Source organism: Nonomuraea sp. NPDC004580, assembly GCF_040609855.1.
Taxonomy (GTDB): domain Bacteria; phylum Actinomycetota; class Actinomycetes; order Streptosporangiales; family Streptosporangiaceae; genus Nonomuraea; species Nonomuraea salmonea.
Genome location: NZ_JBEXLH010000087.1, coordinates 1 through 23,567, shown reverse-complemented (window position 1 = coordinate 23,567; position 23,567 = coordinate 1). Strand labels below are relative to the sequence as shown.

Here is a 23,567-nt window from a genome sequence, read left to right as displayed (position 1 = left end):
CACCCCATAGAGTACAGTGCGCCTTGACAGGGCCGATCCCCGGCCGCGATCGGGTCCGGGGATGTCGGGGATGGGAGAGCGCGCCTCTCACGGGGTGCAGCCGGGTCAGAGGATGGTGACGCGGTCGCCCACGGCGATGCGGCCGGGGGCGTCGGGGATGAGGTTGACGCCGAACCAGGTCTTCCCCTCGCGCTTGCGGTAGCGCGACAGCGTCCTGATGGGCTCCTTGCCCTTCTCGTACGTGTCGGGGTCGATGGTCGTCAGCACGCACCGCGCGCACCCCTTGGCCACCCTGAACTCCACCTCGCCGATCCGCAGCCGCTTCCACTCCTCCTCGGCGAACGGCTCCGACGGCACGCCGTCGACCACCACGTTCGGCCGGAACCTGTGCATGGGCAGCGGCGCGGGCGGCTCGGCGCCGCGTTCGAGCGCGTCCTCGGCGATCCAGTCGTTGAGCCGGGCGAGCGAGGCCGCCGAGGTCAGCAGCAGCGGGTAGCCGTCGGCCAGGCTGACCCGGTCGTCAGGCCGCCCGTACGCGGGATCGACGGGCCGCCGCCTGGGGTCGTCCAGCCACTTCAGCCGCACCGGCCGCCCCACCAGCGAGGTCAGCCACGCGGCGGCGGCGTCGCCGCAGTCGGCGAGCTCGATCTCGCTGCCCCACAAGGTGACGGGGGACAGCCGGGCGGAGGGGGCCACCCGCAGCGGCTCGGCGTGCGGGCCGGTCAGCGTCAGCGTGTCGCCGTCGAGCATGGGGACGACGGCCAGCAGCCGCGGCTCGACGCGGGCGGTCAAGGTGCGGCTCTGCTCGTCGGCCACGAGGTAGCGGCGGTCGCCGGCCAGCCCCCAGGGCAGCACGTCGGCCTCGCTCACCTCATGGCCCGTGGTGGATTTGACCGGGTAGTACGAGATGCTCGCCAGCTTCATACGGCAGACCGTATCTCCACTTCGGGGGTTTTCCGAAGGGGATGTCCGCCGCGCTCCAGGCCCGCCGACAGCGCCGCCGCGGCCAGCGCGACGACCCCGATCGCGGCGCCGGTCCAGGCCACGGAGGCGTAGCCGAGGCCGGCGCCGATCACCAGGCCGCCCACCCAGGGGCCGACCGTGATGCCGATGTTGAAGGCGGCCACGTTGAAGGCGGCGGCCAGCGTGGGGGCGTTCTTGGCGAGGGCGAAGGGGCGGGCGTTCAGCGCCGGGTTGGTGCCGAAGCCGAACGCGCCGAGCAGGAAGATCAGCGGGATGGCCAGCACGGCGACCTCGGCCGACAGGGCGAGGGCGGCCGAGGTCAGCACGAGACCGATGACGCCGGTGAACAGCAGCGGGAACGGCCGGGCGTCGCCGATCCTGCCGCCGATGGTGATGCCGATGAGGGAGCCGGCGCCGTACAGGGCGAGGACGGCGGGCACCCAGGGCTCGTCGAGGCCGGTGACGCCGGTCAGCAGCGGGCTCAGATAGCTGAAGGTGGCGAGCAGCGCGCCCGTGGTCAGGGCGGTGACGCCGTACGCGAGCCACAGCCGCGGCCTGGCGATCGCGCGCAGCTCGGTGGTCACGCTCGGCGCGCCGTCCGTCGCGGGACGGCCGCCGGGGATGGTGGCGAGGACGCCGATCGCCGACAGCGCCGACAGCCCGGCGACCGCCCAGAACGCCGCCCGCCAGCCCAGGTGCTGGCCGATCACCGTGCCGGCGGCCAGGCCGAGGATGGTGGCCACGGTGAGCCCGCCCGCGAGCACGCTCATCGCCTTGGCGCGGGCGTTGACGGGCACCAGGCCGATCGCGGTGGCGGCGGCCACGGCCCAGAAGCCCGCGTACACGAAGGCGCCCACCACGCGGGTGGCGAACAACACGGCGTAGTCGGCCGTCAGCGCGCCCGCCACGTGCGACAACGCGAAGATCGCCAAAAATGACAGCAACACCGTACGCCGGGGCAGCCGGATCGTCGCGACGGCCAGCAGGGGCGCGCCCACCAGCATGCCCAGGGCGAACGCGGAGATCAGCAGGCCGGCGTCGGGGATGGACACGCCGAGGTCGGCGGCCATGCCGGGCAGCAGCCCGGCCAGCATCAGCTCCGACGTGCCCTGCGCGAAGATCGACAGGCCGAGGATGTAGACCGCCAAGGGCATGGCGGGCCTCCTTGTTTTAGATTGATCAGTACAAAATTCGGGCATGAAGAGAATCAGAAGACGGTCAGCGCGACGTTCGCGATCGACTCGAGCGCCGCCCGGTCCGCGCCGCCCCGCTCGGTCACCCGCAGGCCGTTGACCGTGGCGGCGACGAACCTGGCCAGGGCCAGCGGGTCGTGCTCCGGGCCGAGTTCGCCCCGGGTGCGCGCGGCCTCGATGCCGGTCCTCAGCAGCTCGATGCGTTTCGCCTCGTCGCGGCGGAGCACCTCGGCGATCGCGGAGTCGTGGGGCGCCAGCTCGATGCTGGTGTTGACCACCATGCAGCCGGCCGGTTCTTCAGGATCGGGCTCGACCGCCCACCACAGGACGGTCCTGACCTTCTCCTTGATGGGCAGGTCGGCGTCCATCAGCTCGGCGAGCGAGCGGTTGTGCACGTCCATGTAGTGGCGCAGCGCCCGCTCGAACAGGTCGTGCTTGCTCACGAACGTGTTGTAGATGCTGCTGCGGCCGAGGCCGGTCGCGGCGCACAGGTCCTGCGTCGAGGTGGCCTCGTAGCCCGCGTCCCAGAACGCGCGCATGGCCGCCTCGACCGCCCTGTCCTCCTCGAACTTCCTCGGCCGTGCCATGACCGGCACGCTACCGTTTTGGAACGACCGATGCAATACGTCAGGCGTTCGGCTGGAACGTGTCCAGGAACGCCTTCCTCGTCTCCGCCTGGTCGTCCCACCGCAGGTCGGGCAGGTCGAAGACGATCTTGTACGCGGACGTGCCGCCGAGCGCGGCGTACCTGGTCAGCGCGTGCATGGGGATGCCGTTGGGGGTGGTGTAGGTGTACTCCCAGTCGGCCGCCTGCGTGCCCCGGTACTTCACGGCCTGCAGCCGTACCTGGATGTAGTTCTCCCTGCCGCCCTGGGCCTCCTGCTCGCCCAGTTCGGCCAGCCCGCCGTCGTCCTGCGGGGCGGCCTTCTCGACCACGATCCGCATGTTCGAGTCCTTCGGCCCGTTGAACGTCGCCACGTCGCCCGCGACCGCCAGCTTCCAGCCCTTCGGCAACGCGGCGGTGAACCCGGGCCCCGTGTGCTCCTCGAACCCGCTCGGCACCGGAGAAGGCTCGCTCGCCTGCTCGGCCGAGGCGCTCGCCGGTGACGGCGCGGCGGCCGGCGGCGTCTCGCCTGAGCCGCTGGTCAGGATGAGCACCACGGCGCCCGCCACGACGGCCACCGCCACCAGCGCGCCGACGATCGTCAGTGGCGTCGGGCGGCCGCCGCGCACCCACGGCCCCTCGTCCTCCTCGTGCCTGCGCCGGCTCTTCCCGGTACGCGGCCCCGCCGGAGGCAGCGAGGTCAGGCTGCCCCTGCCGACGTCCCTGGACAGGCTGCGCGACTGCTCGCGCAGGTCGTCGGGGGTGGCCAGCGGCCACGGGGTGGCGGCCGAGGTGCGGCTGCCGGTGGTGAGGGGGAGGATCGGCTGCGGCCTGGGGCCCGTGCCGGTGTCCAGGTCGTCGTCGATGCCGCGGCCGGGAGGCGGCGCGCCGAAGGGCGGCTGCGGGCCGGACGAGCCGCGCAGCGCGTCGTACGGGTTCGACGAACTCGCGAGGGAGTCGTAGGGGCCGGACGAGCTCGCGAAAGAGTCATAAGAGCCGGACTCATAAGGGCCGGGCGAACCGGCCAGGGAGTCGTACGGGCCCGAGGTGCTCGCCAGGGAGCCGTACGGGCCAGAGGCGCCGCCGGCCGGTTCGTCGGCGCGGGGGAGCGGGGGCAGCTGGTCGGTGCGGTGGCTGCCCGAAGGGCTCGACATGCCCTCGTACGGCATCGAATGGCCACCCGACGGGCTCGTGATCGGGTCGTACGGCACCCGTACCGGCCCCGACGGCGTCTCCACGATGCGCGACGGCATCGGCCCCGACGGCGGCTCCAGCGGCGGCAGCAGGTTCGCCGGCGTCGAGTCGGTCGGGCTCGGCAGCGTCTCGGGCGTGCGCGGCCTGGGCGCGCCGTGCGCCCGCAGCACCGCCTCCAGCATCTCCATGACCTGCTCGGAGGTCAGCCGCTCGTTCGGGTTCTTGTGCAGCAGGCCCTCGATCACCGGCAGCAGCGAGCCGGCCCGCTGCGGCCTGATCGGCTCCTGGGTCAGCACGGAGCCGAGCACCGCCACCGCGTCGGGCCCCTCGTACGGGGGCCGCCCCTCGACGGCGGCGTACAGGGTGGCGCCGAACGACCACAGGTCGGCGGCCTGCCCGATCGGCTGGCCGGACAGGCGCTCGGGCGGGATGTACGCCGGCGAGCCCATGAGCAGCCCGGTCTGCGTGATCGTCACGTCGCCCTCTATGGCGGCGATGCCGAAGTCGGTCAGCACCACCCGGTCCGAGGTCAGCAGCACGTTGCCGGGCTTGATGTCGCGGTGCAGGATGCCGTGGGCGTGCGCGTGCCTGAGCGCGTCGAGCACGCGGATGCCGATCTCGGCCGCCTGGACCACCGGCAGCGGGCCGCTCTGGCGTACGGCCTGCTCCAGCGACCACGCGCGGACCAGCTCCATCACGATCCAGGGCCGGCCGTCCTCCTCGACCACGTCGTGCACGGTGACGATGCCCGGGTGCGTCAGCCGCGCGGCCGACCTGGCCTCGCGCAGCATGCGCCGGTGCGCCACCTGCTTGCCCGCGTCGTCCAGCCCGTACGGCAGGATCAGCTCCTTGACCGCCACGTCACGGTCGAGCAGCACGTCGTGCGCGTGCCACACCATGCCCATGCCGCCCCTGCCCACGGGCGACATCAGCCGGTAGCGTCTGCCGATCAGGCGCCCCTGGCTCTGCGAAGCGCCTCCCGCGGCACCCCCCTCTGGGCCGGGTCCGCTGAGCAAGCGGTCGGCTGCCATGTTCCCGCCCCCATCTCGCCTCATCCGTCACGTGCGTTCTCACGCTACTTGCAGATTATGGAGGATCGTCACGATATCGGCGGGGAATGCACAAGGGAAGGTGACATTGACTGACAACAATCCTGACGTGCAGAAATATCGGAATTAAAATGGATCACTTACCCAAAACGGACAGTGCTTGGAGGGCGCTCGTGAACGCCTCCACCGGCGGCTCCACCAGGCCGGCACCCACCTGACCCGTGCCCGCGACCCGGCCCGCGATCCCCGTGTTGACCACCGGCAGCAGCCCCGTCCGCGCCACCAGCGCCACGTCGATCCCCACCGGCGTGCCGCGGAAGCCGAGGCCGGGAATCTGGTAGGCGGGATGCTCGGCCAGCGTGATCTCGTACATCGATCGGGTGGCCTTCACCGCGTCCGCCACCTCGCCGCCCACGAACCGCACGATCGCCGGCGCCGCCGCCATCGCGAAACCGCCGAGCCCCGACGTCTCCGTGATCGTCGAATCGCCGATGTCAGGGTTCGCGTCGTCCGGTCCGTACGCGCCCAGATAAAGCCCGTGCGGCACCCCGGCGGGCCCGGTGAACCAGCGCCCGCCCAGCCCCGACACCTGCACCCCGAAGTCGGTGCCGTTGCGCGCCATCGCCACCACCACAGACGAGCCCGGCACGTCGCGGGCCGCGTCGGTGCTCACCTTGGCCGCGGCCATGCCCGCGTTCAGGAAGAAGTGGTCGTTGCCGTTGATGAAGCGCAGCACCTGCGCCGCGTCGCCCGGCGCCGCCTCCACGATCGCGGGAGCCAGCTCGCGCAGCAGCAGCGAGGTGGCCGCGCGGTTGCGGTTGTGCAGCTCGTCGCCCATCTGCAGGGCCTGCGCGATCAGCGCGCGCAGGTCGATCGGCCCCGTACGCTCCAGCGCCCCCGCCAGCGCGGGGCCGAGCACCTGGTCCATCCAGCGCAGCCGGTCGAGCACCTCGGGCCCGTACGCGCCGTACCGCAGCACCTTGCCCAGGCCCTCGTTCAGCGAGCAGTACGCGGTGCCGCCGTGCTCGGCGTCGTGCACCTCGAACAACCACATCGACGGGCTCACCACGCCCGCCATCGGGCCCACCGCGCCGTGCTCGTGGCAGGGGCGCAGCTCGACCGCGCCCGCCGCCAGCCGGTCGGCGGCGTCCTCCTCGTCGGCGGCCAGGCTCTCCAGCAGCATCGCGCCGATCAGCGCGCCGCGCATCGGGCCCGACGCACGCTCCCACGTGATGGGCGGGCCCGCGTGCAGGAACACGCCGGGTTCGAGGATCTCCGAGGCCCGCCGCACGCCCACCAGGTGCGGCCTGGCCGCCGTCAGCCGGCCGACCGCCACCGCGTTGGCCTCCTGCCTGCGCGGATCGGCCAGCACCCGCGCCAGCGCCTGCTCGGTGCCGGGCAGCGGCGGGCGCCAGGCGACCGGGACCGTCGCCACGGCCTGCTCCCGCAGCGCCTCGTCGAGCAGCCCGGCCCCGACGGTGATCACGCGGGGCGGCCCGTCGAGCAGGCCGGGCACGGTCGCGGACTGAGCGGTCACGGCAGACTCCTGGCAGGGCGGACGGCCTGGGCGATCGGAGCGAGCTCCTGCGTGGTCACATCAGGCTCCTGGCGTGGCGGGCGGCCTGGGCGTTGGAGACGAAGACCGACGCGCCCGCCTCGCGGCACGCGGCGGCTTGCCGGTGCAGGTCCTGCGGGTCACCCTCGGTGCCGACCAGGGCGATCACCACCGTGGCCGGCGTACGGGCGATCGCGGGAGCGAGGGCGGCGGCCGGGTCGGGGTCGGCGCCGTGGCCGAGCACGACGTCCATGAGCACCACGTCCGTCTCCACGGCCCGGGACAGGGCCTCGACGCGCAGGGTCGGGTCGATCATCGGGTGGGCGCGGCCCCTGGTGTAGGCGTCGTCGCCGAAGTCCACGAAGTCGCCTGAACCGGCCAGCAGGGCGGACTCGGCGCACAGCGTGCCGCCGGCGTACAGGCCCTTGAGCGTCTTGGCGGCCGGACGCGAGCCAGGCGCGGCCGGCCAGGACGGCCACTCGGGGACGGCCCTTCCGAGCACCCGCACCACCTGCTCGGCCGCCGTGGTCAGATCGCCGTCGGACGTGCCGACCAGGGCGTGCACCACAGGGGTGCGCAGGCGTTCCGCCGCCACCTCGCGCGCCACCCCGGGGGACGGCGGCTTGGAGACCAGCACGATCAGCTCGGTGGCCGGGTCATCGTCCAGCATGCGCAGGGCGCGCCGCGTGGACAGGCCGCCCACCTCGGCCGACAGGTCCCTCCCGCCCACCCCGAGCACGTGGCTGACCCCCACGCCCGCCCAGTCGAGCAGCGACGTCACCTGCTGCGCCCCTGTGCCCGACGCGGCCACCACGCCGACGGGGCCGGGCGACAGCACGTTCGCGAAGCCGAGCCCGGCGCCACCGATCGCGGCGGTGCCGCAGTCGGGGCCCATGACCAGCACGTCCTTCGCCTCGGCCAGCTCCTTCAGCCGCCGCTCCTGCGCGACCGTGACGCCGTCGCTGAAGATCATGACGGGCAGGCCGGCCTCGACGGCGTCCAGGGCCTCGAAGAAGGCGTACTCGCCGGGCGTCGAGACCAGCACCAGGTTGGCCGCGTCGCGGGCGGCGGCAGAACGGGTGGTCAGCGGCGGCTGCTCCGCCGCCGAGGGCCCGGCCCTGTGCGTGCTCGCGAGCAGCCGCCCGGCCTCCGCCACGGCCGCGTCCGCGTCCTCGGCGCGTACCGCGATCAGCAGGTCGGACGGCCCCGCCGCCGGCACGTCGAAGCCCATGTCGCGCAGGATCGAGACGTTGAGGTCGGTGCCCATCGCGACCATCGCGGCCGTCACGCCGGGCAGCTCCGACAGCGCCCGGCTGACCCGCATGAGCGTCACCGAGTCGTGGTACGCCCCCCGCCGCGCCAGCACCAGCGGCTCGCTCATCCGGCCGCCCCCAGCGACAGGACGGTACGCGCGCCGATCGCGACGCCCTGGGCGAGGTCGCTGCCCGAGGTGTGGCCGAGCCGGTGCAGGCGGCGCAGCGCCGGTGCCAGCGCCTGGCGCCCGGCCAGGCCGCGCAGCACGCCGAGCACTTCGGGGCTGGCCTCGCCCTTGGCCGCGCAGTGCAGGAGGGTCGCGGAGATCGGAGTCGTACGGGTGCGGGCGTCGTACGTCACGGTCGCCGCCAGCCAGTCGGCCAGCCACACGGCCCGCCCGGCGCCGGCGGCCCTGCCGAGCTGCCGCAGCGCCACCAGCAGCCCCGCCAGCACGTCGTCCCCGCTGGGCGTCAGCCCCGGGCCCAGCCCGACCAGCCGCTCGGCCGCCGTCACCGCGCCCAGCAGCCACCCCTTCGCGCAACTGTCCGCGAGCAGTTCCACCGAGGCGTCGCCGGTCAACCCCGCGCCGGGCGGCTCGGTCAGCTCGTCCACGGTCCGCGCCAGCAGGTCCCTGTCCACCGCGCCGAGCGGCGGCGCGGGATCCCACCACCGGCGTACGGTCAGGCTCAGCGGGCCCAGCTCGATCGCCCGGTCACCCACCGCCGCGTCGTCACCCACCGTGAGGTGCGGCAGCGGGGCGGCCAGCAGCACGGAGTTCGGGAGCCGGGTGGCCTCGCCCGTGATCACCGCGATCACGGAGGGCTCCACCTCGGTCCTGACCTCCAGATACATGCCCTGAGGGAACGCCGCGAGCACCCGCGCGGGACGCCGCTGTGTCTCCAGCACCGCGCGCACCGCCGTGCTGGCCGCACCCGTGACGTGCACGCGGGTACGCCGCGCATGAGTACTGACGGTCACCGGACCTCCCAACCGACCTTGGACCTGACCGTAGAACGGCCGATGAACCCTCCGTACGGGTAAATTTGCCAACAGTCAGCGCGATGGTTGGCTCTTCCTGACAGACGGTCCCCGGGGTCACAATCTCTTCATGGAGCCCCCCGTCCGTCTCGCCAGCACCGGCACGATCATCCACGGCGTGTCCGTCGGAGAGGTGCTCGGCGTGTCCACCCTCGCCGGCGCGCGGCTGATCGCGGGGGAGAGCGGGCTCGGCCGCATCGTGCAGCGGCTCAACGTGATGGAAGTGCCCGACATCCTCGCCTGGGTCAAACCGCACGAGCTGCTGCTGACCACCGGCTACCCGCTGCGCAACACGCCCCAGTCGCTCGGCCGGCTGGTCGCCGACCTCGACGAGCGCGGGCTTGCCGCGCTGGCCATCAAGCTCGGCCGCTACGTCGACGAGCTGCCCGACGAGATGGTCGAGCAGGCCGACCGGCTCGGCTTCCCGCTCATCCTGCTGCCCGACGACGTCGGCTTCGACGACATTCTCAACCAGGTGCTGACCGACATACTCAACCGGCAGGCCGCCGTGCTCGCCCGCGCCGAGGAGGCGCACCGGGCGCTCGTCCAGGTCGTGCTGGCCGGGGGCGGCCTCAACGAGGTCACCGCCGAGGTGGCCCAGCTGCTCGACGTGTCGGTGGCGGCCGTCGACGGCACGGGCCGCGTCCTCGCCACGGCCGGGCCGGCCGAGCATGTGGCCGTCCTGCGCGAGTCGATCGCCCACGAGGGCCCGCCCGCCGCACCTTCGCCCGGCTCGGCGCGCTCGTTCGCGGCCGTGCCCGTGCTGGCCGGCGGGCACCACCACGGCCGCATCGTGGCCTACAGCCCGTCGGGCGCGATCAGGGACAGCGACGTCGGCATACTCGAACGCGCCGCCACCGTCGCCGCGCTCGTCGTCACCCGGCAGGAGGCGGTCAACGCCGTCGAGAGCAAATACCGCGCCGACTTCCTGCGCGACGTGCTCACCGGGCGGGCCGGCACCGCCGAGCGGGTCACCTCAAGGGCGCGCGCCTTCGGCTGGAACCTCGCCAGGCCCGTCACCGTGCTCGTCGCCGAGCTCGATCCCGACGGCGACGAGCGCAGCGCCCAGGACCGGCTCGTCGCCTGCTGGACCGCCGCCATCAGGCGGCACGACCCGCAGGGCGCGGTCGCCGGGTTCTCCCACGAGGTCGTGGCCGTGGTGGACGCCTCGCTCGACGCCGCCCGAGTCGCCAAGGACGCCGCCTCCGCCTTCGCCGACGTGCCGCCCGCCACCTTCTCCACCGGCACCTCCCGGCCGAGCCCCGGGGCGGAGACGCTGCCCGAGGCGTACTCGCAGGCGCTGAAGGCGGCCCGCGTCGGACGCCAGCTCCACGGGCCCGGCGCGGTCGCGCACTTCGACCAGCTCGGCGTCTACCGGCTGCTGTCGCTGGTCAACGACACCGACGAGCTGCACGCGTTCGTCCGCGAGACGCTCGGCCCGCTCGCCTCCGACGACGACGCCGAGAACGCCGACCTGCGCCGCACCCTCCAGGTGCTCCTGGAGACCAACCTCAACGTCGCCGAGACCGCGCGCCGGCTGCACTTCCACTACAACACGCTGCGCTATCGCATCGGCAAGCTCGAACGCCTGCTGGGCAACTTCACCGACGACCCCCACCTGCGGCTCAACCTCACCCTGGCGCTGCACGTGCTGCGCATGCGCGGCATCTGAGCTGCATCTAAGCTGGTCGCTCGTGGACTTCGAACTGCGCTCCGACTACATCCCGCTGTGTGACCTGCTCAAATACTGCGGCATCACGGAGACGGGCGGCATGGCCAAACAGCTCGTCGCCGAGGGCATGGTGATGGTGGACGGCGAGGTCGAGCTGCGCAAACGCGCCAAGATCCGGTCGGGCCAGGTGGTCAGCGGCGAGGGGTTCTCGATCCGAGTGGAGTAGCGCGGCGGACGTTCACGAAAGGTCATCACGTCATTACGTACTGTTTACTAGCATCAGTGCCGCAAAAAGAAACGGCCCCCTGACGGGGGCCGTAAGACCCGGGAACTGAGTGCCGGGCGATCTGACTCCATGCTAGGAGATAGTGGCAGTGCGTGACAAGCCGAACGGCACAGGCGGGCGCGTAGGCGTCTACGTCGACGAATTCAACCTGTACTACGGGCTCAAGGGCATGAGCCACCACCGCGACCTCTGGCTGGACCTCGCCGGCCTCGCTCGCGACCTGCTGCGCGACGGGCAGTCGCTGGAGCGGGTCCGCTACTTCACCGCCATCGTCCGCAACGACCGGCAGGCCGCGGCACGCCAGCGCGTCTATCTGGCCGCCGTCCAGAGCCAGGGTGTCGAGGTGGTGCTCGGCCGCTTCCAGGAGAAGTACAACCGGTGCCGCCAGTGCGGCATGGTGTGGCGGTCGTATGAGGAGAAGAAGACCGACGCCGCCATCGCCAGCTCCATGGTGGCGGACGCGGCGCTCGACGTCGTGGACGTCGTGCTGCTCATCTCCGCCGACACCGACCTCTGCGCCCCTATCGAGAAGATCAGGGCGATCGACGAGCGGCGCGGGCGCAAAACCAGGATCGTCAGCGTCTTCCCCCCGGGGAAGGGCGCCGACGGGCTGCGCAGGTGCAGCGACGCCTGGCTGCCGCTCGGGCAGGCGCTGATCCGCCGGTGGCAGCTCCCCGACGTGGTCTGCGGGTCGGACGGGACGGAATATCGGCGCCCGGCGTACTGGAATTAGGGGGCACCCTCTATTGTGCTCTGCGACATAACTCGTGGTCGTACCCGCTGGTCAGGCGGGAGATTGAGGTGCGGGCGTGGCGTTGGGGTGGAAGGTGCACGGCGATGGGAAGCGCCTGACGCCGGGTGAGGTGGTCAAGCCGGACGAGCGGCTGAGCTGGCCCAGGATGGTGGGCATCGGCGCGCAGCACGTCATCGCCATGTTCGGCGCGACGTTCGTGTTCCCGCTGGTCATGGGGCTGGATGCGAATCTGGCCGTGATGATGTCCGGAGTCGCGACGATTCTCTTCCTGCTCATCGTGAAGGGGAGGATCCCGAGCTACGTGGGGTCCAGCGCGTCCTTCGTCGGCGCGGTCGTCGCGATCAGGGCGGCGGGCGGCGGCGACGCGACCGTCACAGGGGCGCTGCTGGCGGTCGGGGTGGTGCTGGCCGTCTGCGGGTTCGCGATCCACAAGCTGGGCGTCGGCGTCCTGCACCGGGTGTTCCCGCCCATCGTCACCGGCGGCGTGGTCATGCTCATCGGGTTCGGCATGGCGTACGTGGCGGCCGACGTCTACTGGCCGAAGGACCCGTGGGTGGCGCTGCTGACGATGGCGGCGACGTTCGTGTTCATCGGCGTGTTCCGCGGCTTCCTCGGCCGGATCGGGGTGCTGCTTGGCCTGGTGTTCGGGTTCCTGCTGTCGTGGGGCTGGGACGTCGTCGGCGGGAAGATCACCGCACCCGACGACAGCGGCCAGGTCACCGAGCACTTCCGCGTCAACCTCGACGCGGTCGCGCAGGCCGACTGGGTGGGCCTGCCGTCGTTCCACGGGCCGGTGTTCGAGGCGTCGGCGATCGTGCTGGTGCTGCCGGTGGTGATCGCGCTCATCGCGGAGAACGTCGGGCACGTCAAGGCCGTGGGCGAGATGACCGGCACGGACGTGGACGCCTACATGGGCCGCGCGGTGATGGCCGACGGCGTCGGCACGGTGGTGGCGACGGCGGTCGGCGGGCCGGCGACGACCACGTACGCGGAGAACATCGGCGTCATGGCGGCCACCAAGGTCTACTCGACGGCCGCGTACCACATCGCGGCGGTGATCGCGATCCTGTTCGGCCTGTGCCCCAAGTTCGGCGCGCTCATCGCGGCCACGCCCGGCGGCGTGCTGGGCGGCGTGACGACCATCCTGTACGGCATGATCGGCCTGCTCGGCGCCAAGATCTGGATCGAGAACCGGGTGAACCTGTCGGACCCGGGCAACCTGGTGCCCACGGGCGCGGGCATCATCTGCGCGATCGGCCCGGTCGCGTTCCCGATCACCGACACGTTCGCGCTGAGCGGCATCGCGCTCGGCACGATCGTCCTGCTGCTCGGCTACCACCTGCTGCGCGCCGTCCGGCGCGAGGAGCCCGCCGCTTCATAGCTCCCACTCACCGGACATCCCTCACAGGGCGGCTCGGCACTTGTGCGCGAGGTTGGCTCTGGTCGGCGGGCCAGATTTGGCAGATCATGCCCGTGTGAGCGCGTGCCGTCGGGCCTAATGTGCCCGCAACGGTACGTGACGCCGGCCCAGCGCCCAGTACAAGAGGGGCTTGCCATGGTTGTGGGATGGACCAGACACGGTGACGGCAGGCATCTGGCCCCCGGCGAGGTGGTCAGGCCGGACGAACGGCTGAGCTGGCCCCGGATGGTGGGGTTCGGGGCGCAGCACGTGATCGCGATGTTCGGGGCGACGTTCGTCTTCCCCCTGGTGATGGGGCTCGACCCCAACGTCGCGGTGATGATGTCGGGGGTCGCGACGATCCTGTTCCTGCTGATCGTCAAGGGAAAGGTGCCCAGCTACCTGGGCACGAGCGCGTCGTTCGTCGGCGGCGTGTTCGCCATCAGGGCGGCGGCGGGCGGCGACACCGCGGGCGCCGACGCGATCGTGACGGGCGCGATCCTGGTGGCCGGGTTCGTGCTGGCGCTGGCCGGGCTGGCGATCCACTTCCTCGGCGTCGACGTCATCCACAAGATCTTCCCGCCGGTGGTGACCGGCGCGGTGGTGATGCTCATCGGGTTCGGGCTGGCGTTCGTGGTCGCGGACGTCTACTGGCCGCAGGACCACTGGGTGGCGCTCATCACGATGCTGATCACGTTCGTGGTGATCGTGCTGTTCAAGGGGTTCATCGGACGGATCGGGGTGCTGGTGGGGCTGGTGTCGGGGTTCGTGCTGTCGTGGCTGCTCGACCTGACGGCGGGGCCCGTCACGTCGGTGCTGCCCGGCGCGAACCTGCGCGACGCGGCGGGCGCGGCCTGCCCGGTCGAGGGCACGTACTGCGTGGCCACGGCGTTCCCGCACGACCGGGTGAGCTTCGAGGCGGTGGCGGCGGCGCCCTGGTTCGGGCTGCCGAACTTCCACGCACCCGACTTCAAGACCTCGGCGGTGCTGCTGGTGCTGCCGGCCGTGATCGCGTTGATCGCGGAGAACGTCGGGCACGTCAAGGCCGTGGGGGAGATGACGGGCACGGACGTCGACCCGTACGTGGGCCGCGCCGTGACGGCCGACGGCGTCGCGACCGTGGTCACCAGCGCGGTGGGCGGCTCGCCGACCACGACGTACGCGGAGAACATCGGCGTCATGGCGGCCACCAAGGTCTACTCGACGGCCGCCTACTACATCGCCGGCATCATCGCGATCGCGTTCGGGCTGTGCCCGAAGTTCGGCGCGCTGGTCGCGGCCACGCCGGGCGGCGTGCTGGGCGGCGTCACGGTCATCCTGTACGGCATGATCGGCCTGCTCGGCGCGAAGATCTGGATCGAGAACCGGGTGAACTTCGCCGATCCCGTGAACATGGTTCCGATCGGGGCGGGCATGATCCTGGCCATCGGACCGGTACAGCACGCCATCGGAGGCGACTTCACCCTGGAGGGCATCGCGCTCGGCACGATCGTGGTGCTGGGCGGCTACCACCTGCTGCGCGCCATCGCGGGACGCAGCCCGGAGCCCGTACGGAGTGAGGCTTGAAGCCGCCGCCCTTCGCCTACCACGCTCCCCGCGACCTCGGCGCGGCGCTGCGGACGCTGGCCGAGGTGGGAGCCGAGGGCGGCAAGGTGCTGGCGGGCGGGCAGAGCCTGATCCCCATGCTGAACATGCGGCTGGCCGCGCCCGGCCACCTGGTGGACATCAACCGGGTGGCGGGGCTCGCCGGCCTGGAGGTGACGCAGGAAGGCGTCCGGGCCGGGGCGCTGGTCCGGCACTCCGACGCCGAGCGGGCGGGCGCGCACCCGCTGCTGACGCAGGCGCTCAAGCTGGTCGCCCACCCCGTGATCAGGAATCGCGGCACGGTGGTGGGCAGCCTCGTGCACGCCGACCCGGCGGCCGAACTGCCCGCGGTGCTGGTGGTGCTGGGCGGCTCCGTTCGGCTGGCCCGATGGGACGGCGGCCCGGACGGTGGGGCGGCGGTGACCCGTGACGTGCCGGCCGCCGAGTTCTTCGTCGGGCCCATGGAGTCGGCGGCGCGCCCCGGCGAGCTGGCCGTCTCGGCGTTCTTCCCCGCGGTGGAGGAGGGCGTGGGAGTGGCGTTCCGCGAGGTGGCGCGGCGGCACGGCGACTACGCGCTGGCCGGGGTGTGCGCGCTGGTCACGCCGGACGGGCGGGCGCGGGTGGCGTGCATCGGGGTCGGGCCCGTGCCGGTCGTCGTGGAGCTCGACGGGCTCGCGGGGGCGGCCGACGCCGTACGCGCCGCGACCGACCCGGACGACGACCTGCACGCCACCGCCGCCTACCGGCGGCACCTGGTGGGCGTCCTGGCCGAACGGGCGCTGCACGACGCGGCGCGGGAGGGGGCGGCGGCCCATGGGCCATGAGACCACCCGGCACGAAACCACGAGCCGCGAAACCACGAGCCGCGAAACCACGAGCCGCGAAACCACGAGCCGCGAGGACATGAGCCGCGAGAACGCGCTCCATGAGATCACGCTCGTCGTGAACGGGACGGCCAGGCGGGCCCGCGTGCCCGCGCGGCGGTTGCTGTCCGACTGCCTGCGGCACGACCTGGGCCTGACCGGTACGCACGTCGGCTGCGAGCACGGCGTCTGCGGCTGCTGCACGGTGCTGCTCGACGGCCGCCCGGTGCGTTCGTGCCTGACGTTCGCGGTGACCGTGGACGGCGCCGAGCTGACCACCGTGGAGGGCCTGGCAGGGGAGGACGGGCGGCTGTCGGCGGTGCAGCGGGCCTTCGCCGAGTGCCACGGCCTGCAGTGCGGCTTCTGCACCCCGGGTTTCCTGTGCACGGTGACGGCGCTGCTGCGCGACAACCCGGCGCCGACGGACGAGGAGGTGGTCGAGGGCATCTCCGGCAACCTGTGCCGCTGCACCGGCTACCAGAACATCGTCAAGGCCGTCCACCGGGCCGCCGAGCTGCTGGCGGAGGAGGCATGACGGCGCGGTGGCTCGGGGAGCCGGTGGCGCGCAGGGAGGACCCGCGGCTGCTCACCGGCCAGGGCCGCTACCTCGACGACCTCGGGCAGGAGGCGCTGGCGGCGGCGTTCGTCCGCTCGCCGCACGCGCACGCCCGCATCCATGACATCGACGTCTCGGCGGCGCTCGACGTGGACGGGCTGGTCGCCATCTACACCTGGGATGACCTCCCGGAACGCGTCGGACGGCCGTTGCCGCTGCTCATCCCGCACCCGGCGCTCACCCACGGCCGCACCGCCTACCCGCTGGCCAGGGACGTCGTCAGGCACGTCGGCGAGCCCGTGGTCATGGTGGTGGCCGCCGACCGCTACGCCGCCGAGGACGCCTGCGCGCTCATCGAGGTCGGCTACGAGCCGCTGAAGCCCGTCGTCGGCCTGGCGGAGGCCGTGCAGGGGGCGCAGCTCGTGCACGAGGACGTGCCGGGCAACGTCGGCGCCCACCTCGTCCAGGAGGTCCCGGCCGCCGACGGCCGGGGCGCCGGAGAGGCGATCGAGGGCGCGCCGCACACCCTGTCCTTCCGGCTCGACATCGAGCGCAGCGCCAGCATGCCCCTGGAGGGCCGCGGCGTGTACGCCCGCTGGGACGGCCGCGACCTGCGCGTCTACTCCAGCACCCAGACCTCGACCAGCGTCAGGATGGCCGTGGCCGCCGCGCTCGGCCTGCCGCTGCCGCAGGTCGAGGTGATCGCGCCCGACGTCGGCGGCGGCTTCGGCGTGAAGATCGTGCACCCGTGGCCCGAGGAGATCCTGGTGCCGTGGGCGGCCATGACGCTGAACCGCGAGATCAAGTGGGCCGAGGACCGCCGCGAGCACTTCGTGTCGTCGGCGCACGAGCGGGCGCAGGTGCAGCACGTGCGGGTCGGATTCGACGACGACGGGCGCGTGCTGGGCCTCGACGTGAGCATCCTGCACGACCACGGGGCCTACACGCCGTACGGGATCATCGTCCCGATCGTCACCTCGACGCAGCTGCTGGGGCCGTACAAGCCGGGGGCGTACCGGGTCGAGTTCACCGCCGTCTACACCAACACCGTGCAGGTCACGCCGTATCGCGGGGCGGGCAGGCCGCAGGGCGTGTTCTGCATGGAGCGGACGCTCGACAAGATCGCGCGGCACCTCGGCAAGGACCGCACGGAGGTGCGGGCGGTCAACTTCATCCAGCCCGACGAGTTCCCGTACGACCAGGGAATGACCTTCCAGGACGGCCGGCCGCTCGTCTACGACAGCGGGAACTATCCCGAGCTGCTCCGCATGATCAAGGAGCTGATCGGCTGGGACTCCTTCGAGCGGCGTCCTGGGCGCGGCATCGGGATCGGCTGCTACGTCGAGGGAACCGGCGTGGGCCCGTACGAGGGCGGGCACGTGCAGATCACCTCCGACGGCCGGGTGCACGTCTCCACCGGCCTCACCTCGCAGGGGCAGGGTCACGAGACGGCCTTCGCCCAGATCGCCGCCGCCGAGCTGGGTGTGCCCATCGAGCGGGTCAGCGTGGTCACCGGCGACACCCGCCGTTTCGGGTACGCGGTCGGCACCTTCGCTTCAAGGGCCGCCGTCGTCAGCGGCAACGCCATCGCCCTGGCGTGCAGGAAGGTCCGCGAGAAGGCGCTGCGCATCGCCGCCGACGCCCTGGAGGCCGACCCCGCCGACCTGACCGTCACCGACGGGCTCGTGCACGTCGCGGGCACGCCGTCGGCGTCCATCCCGCTGTCCACGGTGGCCGTGCTCGCCAACCCGCTCAGGTACGCCTTCGACGAGGAGGCCGCCAAGGCCACCCAGTTCTCCGGCGCCGCCGACCCGGACAAGCCGCCCGTCGCCGAGGGCGAGGAGCCCGGCCTGGAGGGGCGTGACTACTACTCGCCGATCCGCTCCACGTTCGCGGCCGGGATGCACGCCGCCATCGTCGAGACCGACCCCGATACCGCCGAGATCAAGGTCGTCAGGTACGCCGTGGTGCACGACTGCGGGCGGCTCATCAACCCGATGATCGTCGAGGGGCAGATCCACGGCGGCGTCGCCCAGGGCATCGGCGGCGCGCTGTACGAGCGGATGGTCTACGACCAGCACGGCCAGCTCGTGAACGCCTCCTTCATGGACTTCCTCATGCCGTACGCGACCGAGATCCCCCGCGTCGAGACCGGTCACCTGGAGACGCCGTCGCCGCTCAACCCGCTCGGCGTCAAGGGGGCGGGGGAGGCGGGGGTGATCCCGGTGTCGGCGGTCATCGCCTCGGCCGTCGAGGACGCCGAGGGCATCCCGATCGACCGCATGCCGATCTCCCCGTCCGACCTCCACACGCTGCGCACCGCAAGGGGCGGCCGATCCGGGTGAACCGGAGGCGGCGGGGCTGCGTACCCTCGCACATGACGACATTTCCACGTCTGGCCGCTTTCGCGCTGCTGGCCGGACTGGTCGCCGGCTGCTCCTCAGGAGGCGGCTGGAACGACTACGTCGCAGCAGACGGGGCGGAGCCGGCCACTCCCAAGCCGATGACCGTCGAGCAGATCTCGGAGAAGGTCGGCTGCAAGCCCAAGATGCAGGTCGAGGCCGAGGACGTCAGGACCGCGTTCTGCAAGACGGATGCCGGCGAGTTCTTCGTCAACACCTTCAAGACCGAGAAGCTCAAGGACGCCTGGATGAACGAGGCGCCCGAGTACAACCCGCACCTGGTGGGGCCCAAGTGGACGGTGCTCGGACCGCTGAAGGTGCTGGAGGTGCTCAAGGGTCCGCTCAACGGCGACCTCCACCTGACCGACCACCGCGTCTCCCAGACTCCCGCCCCCAAGTGACCGGCCGTTCCTGAACCTGGCCTCCCGTACGTGCGTACCTCTGCACATGACGACATTTCCACGTCTGGCCGCTCTCACGCTGCTGGCCGGACTGGTCGCCGGCTGCTCCTCAGGGAGCGTCGGCGGCTACGTCACGGCGAGCGCGCAGCGGGCCGGCGCCGCCCCCGTCACCGTCGAGCAACTGGCCGCCAAGGTCGGCTGCGCGCCCCGGATGCAGGTGGACGCGCCGGAGATCCGTACCGGCTACTGCAAGACCCCCGACGGCGAGTTCTTCGTCACGACCTTCGCCAGCCAGGCCGGGAAGGACGCCTGGATGGACGCCGCGCCGGAGAAGAACCCCTACCTGGCGGGCAGGCTGTGGACGGTGCTGGCCGGCCGGCAGGTGCTCGACCTGCTGCACGAGCGGCTCGGCGGCGACCTGCACCTGACGAAGGAGGCGCGGGTCAGTTGACAGGCACCAGGACCCGCTTCCTGAACACCCAGTACGTCCACCCCTGGTAGACCAGCACGAACGGCAGGGCGATCAGCCCGATCCAGCTCAGCATGGTCAGCGTGTACGGCCCCGACGCGGCATCGGCCAGCGTGAGCCCCGGCAGCGGGCGCAGCCGCAGCTCCATGAAGACCGCAAGCGTGGTCAGCACGATCGCGCCGGCCGTCGCGCCGAACGCCCATCCCTCCCTGCGCCGCCAGATCAGCGCCGTGGCCGCGGCCAGCGCCGCCATCGCGGCCAGGGCGGGGCCGGTGCCGAGGCCCGACAGGGCGAACACGGCCACCGGCAGCGTCACTCCTGCGGCGGCGAGCGCGGCGGTCCTGGCGCGGCGGCGTACCTGGCCGGTGGTCTTCAGCGCGAGGAACACCGCGCCGTGCAGGAGGCACACGGCCAGCGTGAACGCGCCGCCGAGCAGGGCCGCGAGCAGGCTGCCGAACAGCAGGTGGGCGAAGACCGCGCCCCACAGGAACGCCGGCAACGCGCTGCCCGCCACGACCGCGAGGTCGCACCAGGCCGGGTTCGCGACCTTGCTCCGCCACTCCAGGCCGAGCCCGCGCAGGATCAGCCCGACCAGGATCAGCGTCACGGGCAGGTAGAACGTGCTGAACACGCCGGCGTACCAGGCGGGGAACGCGGCGAACATGGCGCCGACCGCGGTGATCAGCCACACCTCGTTGCCGTCCCACACCGGGCCGATGGTCTGCAGGCTGGCGCGCTGCTCGGCGGCGTTCCTGCTGACCACCGGGGCCAGCATGCCGACGCCGAAGTCGAAGCCTTCGAGGACGAAGTAGCCGGTCCACAGGAAGGCGATGATGACGAACCACAACTCGATCACGGGAAGCTCCTCGACTCGTCACATGGGCTCAGTACATGAGCTGCGGTTCGCGCCGCTCGGCCGCGGGCTCGGGGGCGGGCTCCTCGACGCCCTTGCGTACGTGCCTGGCCAGCAGCACGGCCTCGGCCACGGTGAAGACGCCGTACACGAGCGTGAAGATCGCCAGAGAGGTGGCCACCTCGGCCAGCGTCACGCCGGGTGAGACGCTGGCGGCGGTCAGCAGCTCGCCGGCGACCGTCCACGGCTGGCGGCCGATCTCGCTGAGCAGCCAGCCGGCGATCACCGCGGCCAGCGGCATCGGCAGCGCGAGCAGCAGCGCCCTCGACAGCCACGCGGGGAAGCCCCGTCCGCGCCTGGTCAGCCACAGCCCGAGCACCGACAGGCCGACGGTGGCCATGCCGAAGACGATCATCACGCGGAACGACCAGAACACGACGGGGCCGTTGGGACGGTAGTCGCCGGGGCCGAACTGCTCCTCGAAGCGGCGCTGCAGGTCCTCGGTGCCGGCGACGACGGCGTCCGGGTCGTTGGCGGCGAGAAAGCTCAGCACCTTGGGGATCTCGATGCCGGGGGCGACGCTGAACGCCGCGCCCGCCGTGTCGCGCTCCAGCCCCTCGGCGGCGGCCAGCTTCATCGGCTGCTGCTCGTACATGAGCTTGGCGGACATGTCGCCGGTGCCCGCGACCACCGCGCCCGCGAGCGCGGTCATCAGCAGCGCGGCCCGTGCGGCGCCGCGCCACATGGCGGCGGCCTGCGTGCCGCGCGTACGCAGCAGCCAGTAGCCGCAGACCGCCAGCACGAAGCCGCCCGCCACCACGAACGCCCCGCCGATCACGTGCGGCACCTGGGCCACCGCCGTGGAGTTGGTGAGCACCGCCCACAGGTCCGTCATCCTGGCCTTGCCGTCCACGACCTCGTAGCCGACCGGGTGCTTCATCCAGGCGTTGGCGGCGAGGATGAAGTAGGCGGAGATGTTCGAGCCGATGGCCGCCGCCCAGATGCAGGCCAGGTGCACCTTCTTCGGCAGCCGGTCCCAGCCGAAGATCCACAGGCCGAGGAACGTGGACTCCATGAAGAAGGCCAGCAGCGCCTCCATGGCCAGCGGGGCGCCGAAGACGTCGCCCACGAAGGTGGAGTATTCACTCCAGTTCATCCCGAACTGGAACTCCTGCACGATGCCGGTGACCACGCCCATGGCGAAGTTGATCAGGAACAGCTTGCCGAAGAACTTGGTCAGCTTGAGGTAGCGCTCCTTGCCCGTGCGGTGCCAGGCCGTCTGCAGGCCGGCCACGAAGATCCCAAGACCGATGGTCAGGGGCACGAACAGGAAGTGGTACACGGTGGTCACCCCGAACTGCCACCGCGCCAGGTCTAGTGCGTCCATCATCCCCGCCGAGAAAAGTCGTTGCTCTACAAGCTGTAGTACATCTACTTGCAGTAGTACTACACGTTGTAGAGCAATGGGGTGCGACGTTCGTCACATCCCGGGTGTGCTGGTTGCCGAGCTTCGACAATGCCCTGCTGGAGCGGGGACGCGCGTCACCCGCGCGACGGATCGTCCCGTACGTCCCGAGGCGGACCTCAGCGCGGGTCGGCGGCGTCCACGTACGCCTGGAGGTTGCCCAGGGCGTAACCACGGCGCTTGATCTTCTTCACCAGGATGCGGAAGTCCCTGGCCAGGTTGGGGCGGAAGTGCAGGAGCAGGATGTCGCCTGGGCGCAGCCGCTTGTCCGGCACCTGGTAGGCGATCTTGCCGCCCGGCTGCACGGTCGCCGTCCACAGGAGTACGGCCCGCACGCCGCAGCTCTTGGCGGCCAGCAGCGTGTCGGTGTTGTAGTTGCCGAACGGCGGGCGGAACAACGCCGGCCGCGTCCCGATCTCCCTCTTGATCAGCTGGGTCGTGCCGCAGATCTCTTTGCGCTGGGCGGCGCGGCCGAGGAGGCGGAGGTTCGGGTGGGTGAGCGTGTGGTTCTCGACGGCCACCCCAGCGTCACGCAATTGGCGGAAATATCCCCACTTGCCGGCGCCGACGTAGCGCGCCTCGCCGCCCGCCTGGTCCGGGGTGCCCTTGGCCTCCACCGCGTCGCGCATGGCGAAGGCCGTGATGGGGATGCGCTCGTCGCGGATCTGCTGGACGAAGCCGGGGTCCTGCTCCCAGCCGTCGTCGATGGTGAGGAAGACGACCTTGCGCCTGGTCGGGATGGAGCTGATCACCGGTGGCAGGTCGCCGGTGCGGCTGATCGGTCGTACCTCGCCCTTGCGCGGCCTGACGCCGGGCGGGCCCTGCGGCACGGTCGGGCTCGGCGTCGCGGACGCCGTGGGCTGCTCCTTCGGTGCGGCGGACTCCTTGGGCGCGTCGCCCGGTCCGCAGGCGGCCAGCGCCAGGGCGCAGACCACCCCTGCCGTCATGCCCGCCGTCACGCCTGCCTTCGCCCGCGCCCGCCGCTTCCCGTTCATAGCCACACAATCTTGCCAGGCATGATCGACCGGCCGGTCCGCGTCTGGCAGGTGTTGCCCTTAAGCCGGAGGCTCCGGCTGCTTAGAGTGGCGACATGAACGTGGCGGGCAGTGTCGTGATCGGGGTGGACAGGGACCGGCTGTGGGCGGCGTTCCGCGACCCGGCCGTGCTGGTGCGGACCATCCCTGGGTGCGAGCGGCTGGAGGAGAGCGGTCCTGACACGTACCGGATGACGGTCAACGCGGGCGTGGCCTCCGTCAAGGGCGTCTACCAGGGCGAGGTGGCGCTGTCCGATCCGCTGCCGCCCGAGCGCTTCACGCTCAAGGCGCGCGGGCAGGGCGCGCCCGGCACCGTGGACGCGACCGTGCAGGTCCGGCTCAGCGAGGCCGACGGCGGCACCAGGGTCGACTACGACGCCGAGGCGGTCATCGGCGGCATGATCGGCGGCGTCGGGCAGCGCATGCTGGGCTCGGTGGCCAAGCGCACCGCCCAGGAGTTCTTCACCGCCGTCGAGCAGCACCTGTGCGCCCCGGTCCCGGCCGTCGCGTCCGGGCACGACGCCGCGCCCCTCACGGACGCGGGGGCCCTCACGGACGCGGGGAGTCTCACGAAGGCCGCTCCCGCCGCCGTCTACGAGCGGCCCCGCGCGCCGCGCACCGAGACGCGGCCGTGGGTGATGCTGGCCGCGTTCGGCACCGGCGCCGGCGTGGCGCTGGCCGGCGTGACGCTCGGCTGGCTCCTCGGGCGGGGCACCAGGCGCCGCGCCTGACGGCGCCTGCCTCCTGGACTCTCGCGGAAAAGGATCTCCCGGCGTAGCGTGGCGAGTATGCGGCAGGCACACGCTGAAGACGCACGTACCGAGGCCAGGCGAGTCGTACGCAACCTGCTCGGCGAGGAGCGGCCCACGGCCGAACGGCTCGTCGGCGACGTGCGTCGCGTGCTCGGGGACGAGCGCACCGAGCGCACGCTCGAGCTGGCCCGCGGCGCCCAGCTCACCCGGCGCTCGGCCGAGCTGGC

Annotated in this window: 21 protein-coding genes and 1 pseudogene; 12 read left to right on the top strand and 10 right to left on the bottom strand. The window is 72.0% G+C overall.

Translation table 11 applies throughout. From position 1 onward, the window contains the following. Positions 1–105: 105 nt before the first annotated feature. The 7 genes from ABZW11_RS43025 to ABZW11_RS42995 all read right to left on the bottom strand — a co-directional run bounded on the left by ABZW11_RS43025 (position 106) and on the right by ABZW11_RS42995 (position 8,790). Positions 106–924 (bottom strand): MOSC N-terminal beta barrel domain-containing protein, encoded by an 819-nt coding sequence (locus tag ABZW11_RS43025; RefSeq protein WP_355431210.1) that lies wholly within the window; start codon positions 922–924, stop codon positions 106–108. Then, entirely contained in the window at positions 921–2,117 is a 1,197-nt protein-coding gene (locus tag ABZW11_RS43020; RefSeq protein ID WP_355431207.1) for a Cmx/CmrA family chloramphenicol efflux MFS transporter, read from the bottom strand. Before ABZW11_RS43020 ends, ABZW11_RS43025 begins: the two co-directional genes overlap by 4 nt. A 53-nt stretch (positions 2,118–2,170) precedes the next feature. After that, the gene (locus ABZW11_RS43015) at positions 2,171–2,743 is read right to left on the bottom strand and encodes a TetR/AcrR family transcriptional regulator (protein ID WP_355431204.1); all 573 of its coding nucleotides are present in this window, start codon (positions 2,741–2,743) and stop codon (positions 2,171–2,173) included. A gap of 40 nt (positions 2,744–2,783) precedes the next feature. Further along, entirely contained in the window at positions 2,784–4,883 is a 2,100-nt protein-coding gene (locus ABZW11_RS43010) for a protein kinase (protein ID WP_355431201.1), read from the bottom strand. 256 nt (positions 4,884–5,139) lie between these two features. Then, complete coding sequence (locus ABZW11_RS43005) at positions 5,140–6,540, bottom strand: DUF1116 domain-containing protein (RefSeq protein ID WP_355431198.1); 1,401 nt, start codon at positions 6,538–6,540, stop codon at positions 5,140–5,142. A 55-nt stretch (positions 6,541–6,595) separates the two neighbouring features. Continuing rightward, a complete protein-coding gene (locus ABZW11_RS43000; RefSeq protein ID WP_355431195.1) occupies positions 6,596–7,939 on the bottom strand; it encodes an FdrA family protein in 1,344 nt (447 codons plus the stop codon). Beyond that, positions 7,936–8,790, bottom strand: a complete 855-nt coding sequence (locus tag ABZW11_RS42995; protein WP_355431193.1) for a DUF2877 domain-containing protein — start codon at positions 8,788–8,790, stop codon at positions 7,936–7,938. The genes ABZW11_RS43000 and ABZW11_RS42995 overlap by 4 nt, the downstream gene beginning before the upstream one ends. Before the next feature lie 130 nt (positions 8,791–8,920). Between ABZW11_RS42995 and ABZW11_RS42990 the strand changes: the two genes are divergently transcribed. The 10 genes from ABZW11_RS42990 (at position 8,921) to ABZW11_RS42945 (ending at position 19,218) form a co-directional block, all read left to right on the top strand. Further along, positions 8,921–10,522: a PucR family transcriptional regulator ligand-binding domain-containing protein gene (locus ABZW11_RS42990; protein WP_355431191.1), complete on the top strand. Its 1,602-nt coding sequence runs from the start codon at positions 8,921–8,923 to the stop codon at positions 10,520–10,522. Positions 10,523–10,544: 22 nt separating this feature from the next. Next, entirely contained in the window at positions 10,545–10,748 is a 204-nt protein-coding gene (locus ABZW11_RS42985; RefSeq protein WP_355431188.1) for an RNA-binding S4 domain-containing protein, read from the top strand. A gap of 148 nt (positions 10,749–10,896) precedes the next feature. After that, positions 10,897–11,541 carry an NYN domain-containing protein gene (locus ABZW11_RS42980; protein ID WP_355431186.1) on the top strand — a complete coding sequence of 215 codons (645 nt, stop codon included), beginning with the start codon at positions 10,897–10,899 and terminating at the stop codon, positions 11,539–11,541. 76 nt (positions 11,542–11,617) lie between these two features. Next, positions 11,618–12,943, top strand: coding sequence for a solute carrier family 23 protein (locus ABZW11_RS42975; protein WP_355431183.1), 1,326 nt, complete (start codon positions 11,618–11,620; stop codon positions 12,941–12,943). A 174-nt stretch (positions 12,944–13,117) separates the two neighbouring features. After that, positions 13,118–14,527, top strand: a complete 1,410-nt coding sequence (locus ABZW11_RS42970) for a solute carrier family 23 protein (RefSeq protein WP_355431180.1) — start codon at positions 13,118–13,120, stop codon at positions 14,525–14,527. Beyond that, entirely contained in the window at positions 14,524–15,369 is an 846-nt protein-coding gene (locus ABZW11_RS42965; RefSeq protein ID WP_355431178.1) for an FAD binding domain-containing protein, read from the top strand. The genes ABZW11_RS42970 and ABZW11_RS42965 overlap by 4 nt, the downstream gene beginning before the upstream one ends. Before the next feature lie 79 nt (positions 15,370–15,448). After that, entirely contained in the window at positions 15,449–15,943 is a 495-nt protein-coding gene (locus ABZW11_RS42960) for a (2Fe-2S)-binding protein (protein WP_355431175.1), read from the top strand. Then, a complete protein-coding gene (cutA, locus tag ABZW11_RS42955; RefSeq protein WP_355431173.1) occupies positions 15,940–18,309 on the top strand; it encodes an aerobic carbon-monoxide dehydrogenase large subunit in 2,370 nt (789 codons plus the stop codon). Before ABZW11_RS42960 ends, cutA begins: the two co-directional genes overlap by 4 nt. 32 nt (positions 18,310–18,341) lie before the next feature. Further along, positions 18,342–18,767 (top strand): hypothetical protein, encoded by a 426-nt coding sequence (locus ABZW11_RS42950; protein ID WP_355431170.1) that lies wholly within the window; start codon positions 18,342–18,344, stop codon positions 18,765–18,767. Positions 18,768–18,813: 46 nt separating this feature from the next. Then, a complete protein-coding gene (locus tag ABZW11_RS42945) occupies positions 18,814–19,218 on the top strand; it encodes a hypothetical protein (RefSeq protein WP_355431167.1) in 405 nt (134 codons plus the stop codon). On the opposite strand, the gene cydB is transcribed toward ABZW11_RS42945, so the two are convergent. The 3 genes from cydB to ABZW11_RS42930 all read right to left on the bottom strand — a co-directional run bounded on the left by cydB (position 19,211) and on the right by ABZW11_RS42930 (position 22,549). Continuing rightward, positions 19,211–20,092: a cytochrome d ubiquinol oxidase subunit II gene (gene cydB / locus ABZW11_RS42940; RefSeq protein WP_355431164.1), complete on the bottom strand. Its 882-nt coding sequence runs from the start codon at positions 20,090–20,092 to the stop codon at positions 19,211–19,213. The two genes, ABZW11_RS42945 and cydB, sit on opposite strands and share 8 nt — an antisense overlap. A 28-nt stretch (positions 20,093–20,120) precedes the next feature. Continuing rightward, a complete protein-coding gene (locus ABZW11_RS42935) occupies positions 20,121–21,476 on the bottom strand; it encodes a cytochrome ubiquinol oxidase subunit I (protein ID WP_355431229.1) in 1,356 nt (451 codons plus the stop codon). 197 nt (positions 21,477–21,673) lie between these two features. Continuing rightward, positions 21,674–22,549 carry a polysaccharide deacetylase family protein gene (locus ABZW11_RS42930; RefSeq protein WP_355431162.1) on the bottom strand — a complete coding sequence of 292 codons (876 nt, stop codon included), beginning with the start codon at positions 22,547–22,549 and terminating at the stop codon, positions 21,674–21,676. Between the two features lie 95 nt (positions 22,550–22,644). Here ABZW11_RS42930 and ABZW11_RS42925 point away from each other — a divergent pair, with 95 nt between their 5' ends. Together ABZW11_RS42925 and ABZW11_RS42920 are read left to right on the top strand one after the other, a co-directional pair. Beyond that, on the top strand, positions 22,645–23,319 hold the full coding sequence (locus ABZW11_RS42925) for a carbon monoxide dehydrogenase subunit G (protein WP_355431158.1): 675 nt from the start codon (positions 22,645–22,647) through the stop codon (positions 23,317–23,319). A gap of 57 nt (positions 23,320–23,376) precedes the next feature. Further along, positions 23,377–23,567: pseudogene (locus ABZW11_RS42920) on the top strand (hypothetical protein); the annotation flags it as partial.

Coding starts and splice junctions, on each gene's coding strand:
- ABZW11_RS43025 (WP_355431210.1), bottom strand. CDS start 924: ATGAAGCTGGCGAGCATCTCGTACTACCCGGTCAAATCCACCACGGGC.
- ABZW11_RS43020 (WP_355431207.1), bottom strand. CDS start 2,117: ATGCCCTTGGCGGTCTACATCCTCGGCCTGTCGATCTTCGCGCAGGGC.
- ABZW11_RS43015 (WP_355431204.1), bottom strand. CDS start 2,743: ATGGCACGGCCGAGGAAGTTCGAGGAGGACAGGGCGGTCGAGGCGGCC.
- ABZW11_RS43010 (WP_355431201.1), bottom strand. CDS start 4,883: ATGTCGCCCGTGGGCAGGGGCGGCATGGGCATGGTGTGGCACGCGCAC.
- ABZW11_RS43000 (WP_355431195.1), bottom strand. CDS start 7,939: ATGAGCGAGCCGCTGGTGCTGGCGCGGCGGGGGGCGTACCACGACTCG.
- ABZW11_RS42990 (WP_355431191.1), top strand. CDS start 8,921: ATGGAGCCCCCCGTCCGTCTCGCCAGCACCGGCACGATCATCCACGGC.
- ABZW11_RS42970 (WP_355431180.1), top strand. CDS start 13,118: ATGGTTGTGGGATGGACCAGACACGGTGACGGCAGGCATCTGGCCCCC.
- ABZW11_RS42960 (WP_355431175.1), top strand. CDS start 15,449: ATGAGCCGCGAGAACGCGCTCCATGAGATCACGCTCGTCGTGAACGGG.
- cutA (WP_355431173.1), top strand. CDS start 15,940: ATGACGGCGCGGTGGCTCGGGGAGCCGGTGGCGCGCAGGGAGGACCCG.
- ABZW11_RS42950 (WP_355431170.1), top strand. CDS start 18,342: ATGACGACATTTCCACGTCTGGCCGCTTTCGCGCTGCTGGCCGGACTG.
- ABZW11_RS42945 (WP_355431167.1), top strand. CDS start 18,814: ATGACGACATTTCCACGTCTGGCCGCTCTCACGCTGCTGGCCGGACTG.
- ABZW11_RS42935 (WP_355431229.1), bottom strand. CDS start 21,476: ATGGACGCACTAGACCTGGCGCGGTGGCAGTTCGGGGTGACCACCGTG.
- ABZW11_RS42930 (WP_355431162.1), bottom strand. CDS start 22,549: ATGAACGGGAAGCGGCGGGCGCGGGCGAAGGCAGGCGTGACGGCGGGC.
- ABZW11_RS42925 (WP_355431158.1), top strand. CDS start 22,645: ATGAACGTGGCGGGCAGTGTCGTGATCGGGGTGGACAGGGACCGGCTG.